The organism is Streptomyces incarnatus, assembly GCF_001027185.1.
Taxonomy (GTDB): domain Bacteria; phylum Actinomycetota; class Actinomycetes; order Streptomycetales; family Streptomycetaceae; genus Streptomyces; species Streptomyces puniciscabiei.
In genome coordinates, this window is sequence record NZ_CP011497.1 from 2,316,742 (window position 1) to 2,329,653 (window position 12,912).

The 12,912-nt window shown below is 71.9% G+C and carries 15 protein-coding genes; 7 read left to right on the forward strand and 8 right to left on the reverse strand.

Annotated elements, in window-relative coordinates; all coding sequences use genetic code 11:
* Window positions 1–64 precede the first annotated feature (64 nt).
* The 6 genes from ABB07_RS10210 to ABB07_RS10230 all read left to right on the forward strand — a co-directional run bounded on the left by ABB07_RS10210 (window position 65) and on the right by ABB07_RS10230 (window position 4,609).
* Window positions 65–730 (forward strand): amino acid ABC transporter permease, encoded by a 666-nt coding sequence (locus ABB07_RS10210; RefSeq protein ID WP_208898427.1) that lies wholly within the window; start codon window positions 65–67, stop codon window positions 728–730.
* Window positions 727–1,617 (forward strand): amino acid ABC transporter permease, encoded by an 891-nt coding sequence (locus tag ABB07_RS10215; protein WP_208898428.1) that lies wholly within the window; start codon window positions 727–729, stop codon window positions 1,615–1,617. Before ABB07_RS10210 ends, ABB07_RS10215 begins: the two co-directional genes overlap by 4 nt.
* A 177-nt stretch (window positions 1,618–1,794) precedes the next feature.
* A complete protein-coding gene (locus ABB07_RS10220) occupies window positions 1,795–3,399 on the forward strand; it encodes an FAD-dependent monooxygenase (protein ID WP_208898429.1) in 1,605 nt (534 codons plus the stop codon).
* 73 nt (window positions 3,400–3,472) lie between these two features.
* Entirely contained in the window at window positions 3,473–3,559 is an 87-nt protein-coding gene (locus ABB07_RS41745; protein ID WP_313960178.1) for a putative leader peptide, read from the forward strand.
* Between the two features lie 67 nt (window positions 3,560–3,626).
* Complete coding sequence (locus tag ABB07_RS10225; protein WP_208898430.1) at window positions 3,627–4,160, forward strand: cupin domain-containing protein; 534 nt, start codon at window positions 3,627–3,629, stop codon at window positions 4,158–4,160.
* A 5-nt stretch (window positions 4,161–4,165) separates the two neighbouring features.
* The gene (locus ABB07_RS10230) at window positions 4,166–4,609 is read left to right on the forward strand and encodes a rhodanese-like domain-containing protein (protein ID WP_208903373.1); all 444 of its coding nucleotides are present in this window, start codon (window positions 4,166–4,168) and stop codon (window positions 4,607–4,609) included.
* A 118-nt stretch (window positions 4,610–4,727) separates the two neighbouring features.
* Here the strand turns inward: ABB07_RS10230 and recX are convergent, their stop codons facing one another.
* The 5 genes from recX to ABB07_RS10255 form a co-directional block, all read right to left on the reverse strand.
* Window positions 4,728–5,570 (reverse strand): recombination regulator RecX, encoded by an 843-nt coding sequence (recX, locus tag ABB07_RS10235; RefSeq protein WP_208898431.1) that lies wholly within the window; start codon window positions 5,568–5,570, stop codon window positions 4,728–4,730.
* A 3-nt stretch (window positions 5,571–5,573) separates the two neighbouring features.
* The gene (gene recA, locus ABB07_RS10240; RefSeq protein ID WP_208898432.1) at window positions 5,574–6,701 is read right to left on the reverse strand and encodes a recombinase RecA; all 1,128 of its coding nucleotides are present in this window, start codon (window positions 6,699–6,701) and stop codon (window positions 5,574–5,576) included.
* Window positions 6,702–6,931: 230 nt separating this feature from the next.
* Window positions 6,932–8,188: an AI-2E family transporter gene (locus tag ABB07_RS10245; protein WP_208898433.1), complete on the reverse strand. Its 1,257-nt coding sequence runs from the start codon at window positions 8,186–8,188 to the stop codon at window positions 6,932–6,934.
* 129 nt (window positions 8,189–8,317) lie between these two features.
* Entirely contained in the window at window positions 8,318–8,512 is a 195-nt protein-coding gene (locus tag ABB07_RS10250) for a DUF3046 domain-containing protein (RefSeq protein ID WP_208898434.1), read from the reverse strand.
* An 84-nt stretch (window positions 8,513–8,596) separates the two neighbouring features.
* Entirely contained in the window at window positions 8,597–9,007 is a 411-nt protein-coding gene (locus ABB07_RS10255; RefSeq protein WP_208898435.1) for a hypothetical protein, read from the reverse strand.
* Window positions 9,008–9,403: 396 nt separating this feature from the next.
* Here ABB07_RS10255 and ABB07_RS10260 point away from each other — a divergent pair, with 396 nt between their 5' ends.
* On the forward strand, window positions 9,404–10,348 hold the full coding sequence (locus ABB07_RS10260; protein WP_208898436.1) for a hypothetical protein: 945 nt from the start codon (window positions 9,404–9,406) through the stop codon (window positions 10,346–10,348).
* A gap of 130 nt (window positions 10,349–10,478) precedes the next feature.
* Here the strand turns inward: ABB07_RS10260 and ABB07_RS10265 are convergent, their stop codons facing one another.
* The 3 genes from ABB07_RS10265 to ABB07_RS10275 are packed head-to-tail and all read right to left on the reverse strand — an operon-like array spanning window position 10,479 to window position 12,603.
* Entirely contained in the window at window positions 10,479–10,787 is a 309-nt protein-coding gene (locus ABB07_RS10265) for an AzlD domain-containing protein (protein WP_208898437.1), read from the reverse strand.
* Window positions 10,784–11,665, reverse strand: coding sequence for an AzlC family ABC transporter permease (locus ABB07_RS10270; RefSeq protein ID WP_425264697.1), 882 nt, complete (start codon window positions 11,663–11,665; stop codon window positions 10,784–10,786). The genes ABB07_RS10265 and ABB07_RS10270 overlap by 4 nt, the downstream gene beginning before the upstream one ends.
* Window positions 11,666–11,688: 23 nt before the next feature.
* Complete coding sequence (locus ABB07_RS10275; protein WP_244189309.1) at window positions 11,689–12,603, reverse strand: AraC family transcriptional regulator; 915 nt, start codon at window positions 12,601–12,603, stop codon at window positions 11,689–11,691.
* Window positions 12,604–12,912 lie beyond the last annotated feature (309 nt).

The following is a 12,912-nucleotide window of genomic DNA, read 5'->3' on the forward strand; positions in this document are numbered from 1 at the left end:
GGTGCGCCGCCTCTGAACACGGCGGCGCACCGGGGCATCCCTACACGCGGAAGCGCGGGAGATCGTGTTCGACTTTCTTGACAAGTACGACGTGCTGGGCGCCTTCTGGACGACGGTGCAGCTGACCCTGCTGTCGGCCGTGGGCTCCCTGGTCTGGGGCACTCTGCTGGCCGCCATGCGGGTGGGCCCGGTACCGCTGATGCGCGGTTTCGGCACCGCCTATGTGAACATCGTGCGGAACATCCCGCTCACGGTGATCATTCTGTTCTCCTCACTCGGCCTCAACCAGACGCTGGGGATCAACCTCGGTGCGGACGACTTCAAGACGATCAACTTCCGGCTGGCCGTACTCGGTCTGATCGTCTACACCTCGGCCTTCGTGTGCGAGGCGATCCGGGCCGGCATCAACACCGTGCCGGTCGGCCAGGCGGAGGCGGCGCGAGCCATCGGTCTGAGCTTCACGCAGGTGCTGTTCCTGGTCGTGCTGCCGCAGGCCTTCCGCGCGGCCGTCGGGCCGCTGACCAACGTGCTGATCGCGTTGACGAAGAACACGACCGTGGCCGCCGCGATCGGTGTGACCGAGGCGGCGCTCCTGATGAAGGACATGATCGAGAACGAGGCGCAGCTGCTGGCGATCTCCGCGGTCATCGCCTTCGGGTTCGTCTGCCTGACGCTGCCGACGGGTCTGATCCTCGGCTGGGTGGGCAAGAAGGTGGCGGTGAAGCGATGAGCTCGGTCCTGTACGACGTCCAGGGGCCCCGCGCCAAGCGGCGCAACGTCCTCTACACGGCGGTCTTCCTGATCGTCCTCGCGGCCCTCGCATGGTGGGTGTACAAGTCGTTCGACGACAAGGGACAGCTCGCCTGGTCGCTGTGGAAGCCGTTCTTCAGCGGCACCGAGGTGTACTCGACGTACATCTGGCCCGGTCTGCAGAAGACCCTGGAGGCGGCGGCCCTGGCGATGGTCATCGCGCTTCCGCTCGGCGCCGTCCTCGGTATCGCCAGGCTCTCGGACCATGGGTGGGTGCGCGTCCCGGCCGTGATCGTCGTCGAGTTCTTCCGCGCGGTCCCCGTCCTGGTCCTGATGATCTTCGGGCTCGCCCTTTTCGCCCAGTACACCGACGTCAGTTCGGACGACCGGCCGTTCTACGCGGTCGTCACCGGCCTGGTGCTGTACAACGCGTCGGTGCTCGCGGAGATCGTCCGCGCGGGCATCCTCGCCCTGCCGAAGGGCCAGTCCGAGGCGGCCCTGGCGATCGGTCTGCGCAAGGGGCAGATGATGCGGCTCATCCTGCTGCCGCAGTCGGTCACCGCCATGCTCCCGGCCATCGTCAGCCAGTTGGTCGTCATCGTGAAGGACACCGCCCTCGGCGGCGCGGTCCTCACCTTCCCCGAACTGATGGCCTCGGCCAACACGATGGCCGGCTACTACGGCAACATGATCGCCTCACTGACCGTCGTGGCCGTGATCTTCGTGATCATCAACTTCTCCCTGACCTCGTTCGCGAGCTGGCTGGAGGGCCGGCTGCGGCGGCGCAAGAAGTCGACCGGCGCGGTGCTCGGCGTCGAGGACACCGTCGGCATCGCGGGCCACGCGGGAACGGGAACCGCCGCCTGACGCCCGCTCAGACCCGAAAGCTTCACCCGGAGGCAGTGGCCTGATCGCCACTGCCTCCGGTCGCTTGACGCAAACTCTGCCAATGGGTTGCATACGTTCTGTGATCGTGCACCCCGCTCCCCCTTCCTGTTCACTTGTCTCCGTCAGGGCATCGTCACGGGCAGGGGGCGCCGCGTCATGGACCCGGTGATCATCGTCGGAGCGGGGCCGGTCGGGCTCGCGCTCGCTCTGGCGCTGGCCCGCCAGGAGGTGCCGTCCGTCGTCCTGGACGAGGGCCCCGGCAAGGACGAACCCCGCCCGGCGCGCACCGTCGTACTGCGCGAGGACACGGCCGCCCTGCTGGAGCGGCTGGCCGGGGTGGCGCTCGGCGAGCAGGGCGTGCGCTGGGCCGGATGGCGGTCCGTCAGGCGTAAGCAGGTGATGAGCGAGATCACCTTCGAGGAGGCGGACCCCGCCGCCCCGCTGCACATCGCCCAGCACGTCCTCACCAGCGCCCTGCGCGCGGCCATCGCCGACGAGCCGCTGGTGAAGGTGGCCGTGGACAGCCGCCTGGACTCGATCGAGCAGGAGCGTTCCGGCGTCACCGCGCACACCCGGGGCCCGAACGGCACCTGGTGGCGCGGCAGTTACCTGGTGGGCTGCGGCGGGCCGCGCTCCACGGTGCGCAAACTCCTGGACATCCGCTTCCCCGGCCGTACGGCGGTGGAGCGGCACGCGGTCGCCGCGCTGCGCACGGAACTTCCGTGGGAGGGCCGGGCGTTGCTCCATCGGACGCCGCCGTGGCGGCAGTCCGGGCCCTCGGCCGGGGAGGTGACCGCCCGCCCCCTCCCCGACGGCGTGTGGCGCCTGGACTGGCTGCTGCCACCGGGCAAGGACCTGGTGACGCCCGAGATCCTGGTGGCCCGGATCCGCGAGACGCTCGCGGGCTGGACGGACGGCTCCACACCGGCGTACGACCTGCTCGACACCGGTGTCCACACGGTGCACCACCGGCTGGCCCGCCGCTGGCGCGTCGGCCGGGTCTTCCTCGCCGGGGAAGCGGCCCACCTGCTCGGCGCGCTCGGCACCCAGGGGCTGGACGAGGGCCTCCGGGACGCCGACAACCTCGCCTGGAAGCTGGCCCCGGCCTGGCACCACGGCCCGCAGGAGGCGCTGCTGGACAGCTACCAGGCCGAGCGGCGTGCGGTGGTCGCCGCCCGGCTGCGCGCCGCCGACCAGGTACTGCCGGTGCTGCGCGGCGCCGGCGGGCTGCGCCAGATCGTCCCGGGTGCGGCGCGCGGCCACGACACGCTGATCACGGACGGTCACCTCGGCCGCGGACCGCTCGGTGCGCCGGGGGCCTACACCGACTCGCCGCTCGCGCCCCGGCAGCTGGAGGGCGAGATCCCGGTCGGCACCCCGCCCGGCGCGGCCGTCACCGACGTGCGGGTCACCGCGGAGGATGGTTCCTTCGTCCAACTGCGCGACCGGCTCGGCCGCGGCGCCCTCCTGGTCGTGCTGATCGCGCCCGGCACGGGGGTGTGGGACCGCAGGCACTGGGTCTCCGCCGGAGTGATGCCCCGGCTCGCGGCGGCCGTGACCGCGCTGCCGTACCCCGCCGAGCTGCTGGTCGCCGAGAGCTATCCGGGTGCGCCGGCGCACAGCGTGCTGCTCGTGCGCCCCGACGGCCATCTGGTCACCGCGCTCAGCGGCGTCCGGCCGGCCGACCTCTACACGGCGGCGGAGGCGACGGTGGGCGGTGTGGCCAAGGAGGAGGCACAGGCGGCCTCCGGCACCCGCTGACCGGGCAGGTCACCCCTGTCCACATGGTGACGGTGAGTTGACCGGACTACACCGGCATGCTGTACTCCGGACCATGACCGACACCTGCGTGCGCCTGTGGCGGAGGGTCCATATGGACCTCGTCCGCTACGCGGGCTGCGTGTGTCGCCCGTCCTGCTGAATTCGCATCCCCTTCTTTCCGGGCGCTTCGGTGCGCCCGTTCCGCGAACCTTCTCAGGACGGTGCACGTGTCTGTCTCCCCTGCTTCCGTGTCCCCTGCCGTCGGCTCGGCGCCCACCCAGGCGGACCTCCTCGACTTCGTACGGCGTACGGCCGCCGACGCCGAGCTGATCGACTCCCTTCCGCTCGACCCGGAGGGCCGCACCTGGGTGCGGCTGAAGGGTCCGCGCGGCAGCGAGGCCTGGCTCATCGGCTGGCCGCCCGGCACCGGCACCGGCTGGCACGACCACGCCGAGTCGGTCGGCGCGTTCCTGACCGTCTCGGGCGCTCTCAAGGAGAACTCCCTCGCCACCCGGCTGCCGACCGACGGCTGGAAGACCCTGGAACTCACCGAGGGTGTGGACCACGAACGCCGGCTGCCCGCCGGCGAGGGCCGTGCCTTCGGCCGCCACCATGTCCACGAGGTCCTCAACGATTCCCGTACGGAACACGCCATCTCCGTGCACGCCTACTACCCGCCCCTGCCGCGCATCCGCCGCTACAGTCGCAGCGGTCAGGTCCTGCGCCTGGAGCAGGTCGAACGCCCGGAGGACTGGCAGTGAGCGGCGTGCAGGAGACAGCGGCGGTCAGCACACCGGCTGCGGCAGATGTGCGTCAACGACCGGTCGGCATCGACGAGTTGCTGGAGCGGGTGCGCACGGGCTACCGGCGCATCGAGGCACGGGAGGCGCACGAGGCGGCGCGGACGGGCGAGGCTCTGCTCGTCGACATCCGGTACGCCGCCCTGCGCGAGCGGGACGGGCTGATCCCCGGTGCCCTCGTCATCGAGCGCAACGAACTGGAGTGGCGCCTCGATCCCCAGGGCAGCCACCGCGTCCCCGAGGCCACCGGCCACGACCTGCGCGTCGTGGTGATCTGCAACGAGGGCTACGCCTCCAGCCTCGCCGCCGCCTCCCTCCACCAACTGGGCCTGCACCGGGCCACGGACCTCGTGGGCGGCTTCCAGGCATGGCGGGCGGAGGGCCTGCCGGTGCAACCGGCGACGCACTGACCCGGAACGGGTCCGCCACGCCTGCCGGGCGGGGCTCGGGGCCACCGTCACCGTCTGGGAGCGGGGACGCTCGGCGCTCTTCGCATCCGGCCCGGTGCTCTCCGCGCGTCCGAAGACGTCAGAAGTCCCCTTCTCCGAGGAACTCCGTGTCCTCGCCCTCTTCTTCCAGGGCCTGGCGGACGACGCGGAGGGCCATGCCCTCGGGGTAGCCCTTGCGAGCGAGCATGCCGGCGAGGCGGCGGAGGCGCTTGTCGCGGTCGAGTCCGCGGGTGGCAGCCAGTTTGCGGGCCACGAGCTCGCGGGCCGTCGCCTCCTCCTGCTCGGAGTCGAGCTGGGCGACGGCCTCGTCGATCAGCGCCGAGTCGACCCCCTTGGTGCGCAGTTCCCGGGCGAGCGCCCGGCGCGCGAGTCCCCGGCCGTGGTGCCGGGACTCCACCCAGGCGTCGGCGAACGCGCTGTCGTCGATCAGTCCGACCTCCTCGAACCGCGACAGCACCTCCTCGGCCACGTCCTCGGGGATGTCCCGCTTGCGCAGGGCGTCCGCGAGTTGCCTGCGCGTGCGCGGGGTCCCGGTGAGCAGGCGCAGGCAGATCGCCCGTGCCCGCTCAGCCGGGTCCCCTGAAGACTCCCCCCGCTCGGCCCTCGACGAGGAAGGGGCGCCTTCGTCCTCACCGGGCGCGTCCCCGAAACCGCGCCGCCGACCGCGCCCCCGGCGGGCTCGCGCGCCGGCGCCCCCGCGGGAGCCTCGGCCGGGCGAGCCACCCCCGTACTGGGCGCCGTCGGCATCCCCCTGTCCACCGGTGCCGCGGTACGCGTCATGCCTGTCGTGGCTCTCGTGGCCGCCGTCCGGGTGTCCGTCGTCACCGCCCGGGACGGAGCCCGGGTGGCCCCCGGTGCCCGTCCCCCGTGGGGCACCGGGGGTGGCGTACTCGTACTCGGCCCAGTCGGTTCGTCGTGTCACGGGTCAGCTCTTGGCTGCGGCGGCCTTGGGCTTGGTGGCCTTGGCGGCTGCCGGGGCGGGCACCGTCTTGGCGTCGTCGGCGGCCGCGGTGGTGACCGCCGCGTCCCCGCCCGGCTCGGCGGCGGGCTCCTCCGGCCGGACTCCGACGCCCAGCTTCTCCTTGATCTTCTTCTCGATCTCGTTGGCCAGGTCGGGGTTGTCCTTGAGGAAGTTGCGCGCGTTCTCCTTGCCCTGGCCGAGCTGGTCGCCCTCGTACGTGTACCAGGCGCCGGCCTTGCGGACGAAGCCGTGCTCCACGCCCATGTCGATCAGGCCGCCCTCACGGCTGATGCCCTGGCCGTAGAGGATGTCGAACTCGGCCTGCTTGAAGGGCGGGGCGACCTTGTTCTTGACGACCTTGCAGCGGGTGCGGTTGCCGACCGCCTCGGTGCCGTCCTTCAGGGTCTCGATGCGGCGGATGTCGATACGCACCGAGGCGTAGAACTTCAGCGCGCGGCCACCGGTCGTGGTCTCCGGGGAACCGAACATCACGCCGATCTTCTCGCGCAGCTGGTTGATGAAGATCGCCGTGGTCTTCGACTGGTTGAGCGCGCTGGTGATCTTGCGGAGGGCCTGGCTCATCAGGCGAGCCTGCAGACCCACGTGCGAGTCGCCCATCTCTCCCTCGATCTCCGCGCGCGGGACGAGCGCGGCGACGGAGTCGATGACGATGAGGTCGAGCGCGCCGGAGCGGACGAGCATGTCCACGATCTCCAGCGCCTGCTCGCCGTTGTCCGGCTGGGAGAGGATCAAGTTGTCGATGTCGACGCCCAGCTTGCGCGCGTACTCGGGGTCGAGTGCGTGCTCCGCGTCCACGAAGGCGACCTGGCCGCCGGCCTTCTGCGCGTTCGCCACCGCGTGCAGGGTCAGGGTCGTCTTACCGGAGGACTCCGGTCCGTAGATCTCCACCACGCGGCCGCGCGGCAGGCCGCCGACACCGAGGGCGACGTCGAGTGCGGTCGACCCGGTCGGGATGACCTCGATGGGCTCCTTCGACCGCTCGCCCATGCGCATGACCGCGCCCTTGCCGAATTGCCGTTCAATCTGCGCGAGCGCGGCGTCGAGCGCCTTCTCGCGGTCGGTTCCTGCCATGGGTTCCACCCGGTTTGCTTGAGTCGATCGCTTCACGTCAAAGACGCTAACGCCTGCCACTGACAATGCGCCCCGACGCAGGCCCAGCCTGTGGATAACTGTGGGACTTCCCCCAGCAGAACGGGACGAAATCCACTCCCAAAACCTCGCCTGGGCCTCCATGAGAATGGATGTTCGATTTTGGTGTCAAGCGCCGCTCCCAGCGGTGCGAGGCCCGCCGGCGCAAGCGTCTACGCCGTCTCCTCGGGCTCGGGCTGCCCGGTCCGCGGCCGGCGAATGCGGGCCAGCACCCCGGAGCCGCCGGGGCCGCCGGGGCCCTGGCCACGGTGCCCGTGCACGCGGGGATCGTCCATGACGGCGTACCGCTTCACATAGGCGCCCAGGAAAGCCTGGAGGGTGGCCACCGCCGGAATGGCGATCAGCGCGCCCACGGCGCCCAGCAGCGCGGTGCCTGCGATGACCGAGCCGAAGGCGACCGCGGGGTGGATGTCGACCGTTCTGGCGGTCAGCTTGGGCTGGAGCATGTAGTTCTCGAACTGCTGGTAGACCACCACGAAGGCCAGCACCCACACCGCGTACCAGGGGTCGACGGTGAACGCGATCAGCATCGGCAGCGCTCCGGCGAGGTAGGTGCCGATCGTCGGGATGAACTGCGAGACCAGGCCCACCCAGACACCGAGCACGGGCGCGTACGGCACGCCGAGGGCCTGGAGCAGGATGTAGTGGGCGATGCCGGAGATGAGCGCCATCAAGCCTCGCGAGTAGAGATAGCCGCCCGTCTTGTCGACGGCGATCTCCCAGGCGCGCAGCACCTCCGCCTGGCGTGCGGGCGGCAGGACGGAGCACAGGGCGCGGCGCAGCCGGGGGCCGTCGGCCGCGAAGTAGAAGGAGAACAGCCCCACCGTCAGCAGCTGGAACAGCCCGCCGAGCACCTGCGCGGAGACGTCGAGGACACCGGCAGCGCTGTTCTGCGCGTACTTGCGCAGCCAGTCGGAGTGGAGCAGGCCCTCCTGGACGTCCACGCGCCGGAGCTCTGTGTGGAAGGTCTCATTGATCCAGTTGATGAGCGAGTCAAGGTATTGCGGGAAACCCTCGACCATCTTGATGATCTGGCCGGCCAGCATGGAGCCGAGCAGGGTGACGAACCCGGCGACGGCGATCGTCAGCCCGAGGAAGACCAGGAAGGTGGCCAGCCCCCGGCGCATGCCACGGGCGGCCATCCGGCTCACCGCGGGCTCGATCGCGAGGGCCAGGAAGAACGCGATCAATACGTTGATCAACAGTGCGGTCAGCTGGTGGAAGGCCCAGCTGCCGAGCTGGAACGCGGCGATCAGCGCGAGCGCGAGCACCATGGCGCGCGGCAGCCACCGCGGCATGCGTCCGCCCGCGGCGACGGCTTCGGGGGCCGTGGGCCGCTCTGGCGGTGTCGTGCCGGTCGGTGCCGCGTCCCGGGTCAGCGGCTCGTTGTCCTCGTCGATGGGTGCCACGGGCCAAGTCTCGCCCACGCCACCGGTGACCGGCGCCCACCTGCGATCTCCGTGACCGATCGGTGCCGTACGACGGATCTCCTCACGGACGACGGGACACCTCGGGCGGCCGGTCAGCCGGTCAGTGGATCAGCGCCGCTCACCCGGCACGTCCATGACCGTGCAGACCACGCGCCACACGTCCTTCGCGTCCCAGCCGGCGTCCAGCGCCTCGTTCACGGTGCGCCCGCCCAGCTCCGACATGACGTGATCGCGCGCGAAGGTGTCGGCGTACCCCGGACCGAAGTGTTCCGCCATCCGCTGCCAGAAGACCGTCAACCGCATGAATTCCGCTCCATACCCCCGCCATGACCTGCACGTTTCAGCCCCTCACCTCAAGAGTAGGCAATCGCACCCCGGATCACACGGTCAGCGTGCCTTGCGCGGGTGCCGTTGCGCCCACGCTGCCGTCTCTTGCCGGAGGTAGGCGGGGACGCACCAGCGCGGCCGGTTGAACCAGGCCACCGTGAGCTGGAGGACGACGCCGACCAGGAAGACGACGATCAGCAAGGCGGCGGCGACGACGGCCGGGGAGGGGCCCTCCTGATGCTGGCCGACACCGGCGGCCACGAACATCAGCATCGCCACCAGCAGGGCCACGACGCCGGCCGAAAAGGGAGCCCAGCCGCGGACCAGTCCGCGGCTCACGTCCTTCTTGAACCGGAACACGCCTTGGCTCACGACCCGCTGGTAGTAGTCCGGGTCCTTCCACAACCGCTGGGCACGCCAGACCGAGAAGCAGGCGCTGCCGCCCCAGAAGATCAGCAGAAAGATCCCCACAACGATCACTCCGTACGAGAACCAGCCGGCGATGCCGGTGACGGCATGGTTGACGCGGCTGCTGGGAACACAGCGACAGCGCGACCGTCGGGGCAGCTTAGAGCCGCAGATCGCGCCCACGCACCAGCGACGGAGCGACGGCTTTTCGACGAGGCCATCCCCGCAATGGCCTCGCATACTGCCTCCACCAAGCACTGGTCACAGGTCGCCAGGGAACTCCGCCCGGTCCACACCGCGGCCACCGCGGACGCCGCCGAGGCCCGATTCGCCGATGGGCGTGGGACGGGCCGGGGCGCGGAGGGGGCGTCAACCGGATGACTCCGGTATCCCGCCCCTGGGGGTGGGCCCCGGCCGGGAGCGCTTGTCGAGACCGCTTTCCGTCCTACGGTCTGACGCATGGCCGAAACAGGAGCTTCCCCACTCCCCTCCACGCCCACGGCGCGTTCCCCGCTCTTCCGCGCCGAGCAGTTCGTGTGGCTCACCGCGCGCGTGCTGGAGCAGCGCCTCTTCGCGTACCACTTCCTGCACAGCACCCCGGACGCGGTGGAAGCGGCGCTGGACGCCTACCGCAACGAGGACGGCGGATACGGGCACGCCCTGGAGCCCGATCTGCGCGGCCCGGTGAGCCAGCCCCTGCACACCGCGCACGCCCTGCGCGTCCTGGACGCCATCGGACGCTGCGGCGGGCAGCGGGTGGAGCGCCTGTGCCGCTATCTGACCTCGATCTCCACCGCGGACGGCGCCCTGCCGGCGATCCATCCCAGCCAGCGCGGATATCCAGCGGCACCGTTCGTCCCGGTCGTCGACGACCCGCCCAGCGATCTGCTCGCCACCGGACCGGTGGTCGGGCTGCTGCACCGCAACGAGGTGTGGCACGCCTGGCTGTTCCGGGCCACCGACTTCTGCTGGCAGGCCGTGGAGTCCCTGGAGAAGTCCCACCCGTACGAGGTGGAGGCCTCCGTGGCCTTCCTCGACTCCGCTCCCGACCGCTCGCGCGCGGAGGCCGCGGCGGACCGGCTCGGCCGCCTGGTGCGCGAACAGCGGCTCGCGGCCCTGGAACCGGACCGGCTCGACGCGTATCCGGTCGCGTCCGGCTACGCCCCGGGCGAGCACCACTTCCCGCACGACTTCGCCAAGTCCCCGGAATCGCTCGCCCGCGCGTGGTTCACGGACGACGAGATGGCGCGTTCCCTGGACCACCTGGCCGCCGAGCAGCAGGACGACGGCGGCTGGCCCCTCCGGTGGCGCCAGTGGGCCCCGGCCCCCGCCCTGGAGGCGCGCCCCCTGGTGACGATCGAGGCACTGCGCACCCTGCGGGCGTACGGCCGTTTCGTGGGCTGACGCGGTGCGCTGATGCGGTGCGCCGACGCGGTGCCGTACGGCGGCTGATCGCGTCCCGCGCTGCGGCCGAGCCCCACCGGTACGCGCGGAACCACCCGCGTGAGCCGTGTCGGGCAGCGCCGGTGGTGCGTCATCCGCCGAGCGCCCGTACGCCCGCCGTCACCACCACGGCCGCCGTGACGACCAGCAGGAACGGCGCGCGGAGCACCAGCGCCACGGCGGCCGCGCCGAGCCCCGCGACCCGTGCGTCCAGCACGAGCGCGGGCCCGTCGGCGAACGTCTGCTGAGCCGTGAGCGCGGCGAGGAGGGCGACGGGCAGCAGGGCGGCGAGCCGCCGTACGAACGGCCGCTCCATGGCACTTGCGGGCACCAGCAGCCCGGCGAGCTTGACGGCGTAGCAGCCGAGGGCGGTCAGGCCGATCCCGATCCAGGTGTTCACCGGTCCTCCTCCGCCACGGCGCCGCCGTCCGATCCATCCACTCCATTGATCCGGTCAATCTGATCAACCTGATCAATCTGGTCCACTCGGGCCGCTGCATCCGATGCGGTGAGTCCAGCCGGTCCACTCGTCCGGCCCGGCCCATGTCCTCCGCCCTGTCGGCCACGCCTCGCGCGACGGCCTTCGGCGACGAGAGCGATCGGTGCCGCCAGGGCCGCCACCAGGACCGGAACGCCGGCCGGCAGTACGGGCAGCAGACCGAGGCCCAGCAGGACGGCCAGGCCCGCGACCGCGCGCTCGGTGATCGTCCTCAGCATCGGCGCGAGGAGCGCCAGGAACACGGCGGGGCCGGCCGCGTCGAGGCCCCACGCGCGCGTGTCGCCGATGGCCTTGGCACCGAGCGCGCCGAGCAGCGTGGTGAGGTTCCAGAGCGCGTACAGCGTCAGCCCGGTGACGGTGAAGCCGATCCGCCGGGCGCGCCGGGTCGGCTGGGCCAGGGTGACCGCCGTGGTCTCGTCGATCACCCACTGGGCGGCGAACGGCCGTACCGCGCGCGGGAGGGCGAGCAACTGCGACAGCCGCAGCCCGTAGAAGGCGTTGCGGACGCCGAGGAAGAAGGCGCCGGCGGCGGCCGTGAGCGGATTGCCTCCGGCGGCGAGCGCTCCGACGAGGGCGAACTGGGAGGCGCCGGTGAAGACCAGGAGGCTGAGCGCGCAGGTCTGGAGCAGTCCGAGCCCGCTGCCGGCCGAGGTCACCCCGAAGGCGAATCCGGACAGACCCACGGCGACGCCGACCCCGAGGGCGTCCCGTACGACGGCCCGGTCGGGCTTGTCCGCGCCGTCGGCGGTCATGTCCGCGAGTGCTGTCTGCTGTGCCACGCCCCGGACGGTACGGGCGGCCCTCACCCCGGGTCTTGTACGTTCTTGCGCCCGCGCTCGCCGGTCGTCCTGCGCTCGCGCTGGTAGGCCCCCGGGGGCACGCCGACGATCCGGGTGAAGTGCCGGTTGAGGTGCGGCTGGTCGGTGAAGCCGACGGCCACCGCCGCCTCGGCGGGAGGCGAGCCCGCGTCCAGCAGGAGCCGTGCGCGGCGCACGCGGGCGTCGGTCAGCCAGGCGTGCGGCGGCATGCCGTAGGCGTCCCGGAACGCCCGCAGCAGCGCGAACGGGCTGGTACCGAGGTCGCCGGCCAGCCGTTCCAGGGTCGGCGGCTCGGCCATCCGCTCGTCCAGCACCGCACGCGCGCGTGCGGCGATACCGGCTCCGGCCGTGCGGACCGGCCGCTGCGGCAGTGGGCCGCCGTTCAGCCGCAGCAGCCTGGTCACGGCGACCCGCAGCAGGGTGTCGGCGGCCAGCGCATTGCCCTCGTCCGCGGCGCGCAGCACCTGGTGGACCAGGCGGACGGTGTAGGGGTCGTCCAGGACGGGGCTGACGAAACCGGGCGTGCCCCGGATGGTGGTGGTCTCCGCCGCGATCGCGGCGACGACCTCGGGTGAGGGGTAGACCGCGCCGTACCGCCAGCCCTCGGGAACGCCTGCCCGGCCGGTGTGCGTGGTGTCCGGGTTGACCAGGGCGAGGGCTCCCGCGCCTGCGGACACGTCGGAGCCGCGGTGGTGGAAGACCTCGACGCCGTCGGCTATGGCCGCGATCACGAAGTGCTCGTGCGTGTGCCGGACGAAGGTCTTGCGGATGTACCGGGCCCGCAGCAGGTCCACGCCCGGCAGGTCGTCGTACCGCCAGTGCCGCGCACGCTCCACCGGCCGACGCCCACGGGTCTCCCCGCCCGTCCGTTCCTCGCCCCGCCGAACCGCACCCGTCATACGCCCATTCTCCGCCCCCCGCCGCGTCCGTCCTCGGCCCTGAGGCCCTGCTCCCCGTGCAACGACCCGCAGCCACCGTCGGCTCCCCGCACCAACAACGACCCTTGGCCGCCTCCGCCCGCACCGCACCACCCCGACCCCTCGCCGTCGCACGCCTTCCGGCCGTCGCCACCGGCTCCCCGCACCACCCACGCCCCCCGCCATCGCCATCCGCACCCCGCACCACCCACGACTGACGGCCATCGCCACCCGCCCCGCACCACCCACGACCCCCAGCCATCGCCACCCGCCCCGCACCAGCACCCGCCG

Coding starts and splice junctions, on each gene's coding strand:
- ABB07_RS10215 (WP_208898428.1), top strand. CDS start 727: ATGAGCTCGGTCCTGTACGACGTCCAGGGGCCCCGCGCCAAGCGGCGC.
- ABB07_RS10220 (WP_208898429.1), top strand. CDS start 1,795: ATGGACCCGGTGATCATCGTCGGAGCGGGGCCGGTCGGGCTCGCGCTC.
- ABB07_RS41745 (WP_313960178.1), top strand. CDS start 3,473: ATGACCGACACCTGCGTGCGCCTGTGGCGGAGGGTCCATATGGACCTC.
- recA (WP_208898432.1), bottom strand. CDS start 6,701: ATGGCAGGAACCGACCGCGAGAAGGCGCTCGACGCCGCGCTCGCGCAG.
- ABB07_RS10250 (WP_208898434.1), bottom strand. CDS start 8,512: ATGCGGTTGACGGTCTTCTGGCAGCGGATGGCGGAACACTTCGGTCCG.
- ABB07_RS10260 (WP_208898436.1), top strand. CDS start 9,404: ATGGCCGAAACAGGAGCTTCCCCACTCCCCTCCACGCCCACGGCGCGT.
- ABB07_RS10275 (WP_244189309.1), bottom strand. CDS start 12,603: ATGACGGGTGCGGTTCGGCGGGGCGAGGAACGGACGGGCGGGGAGACC.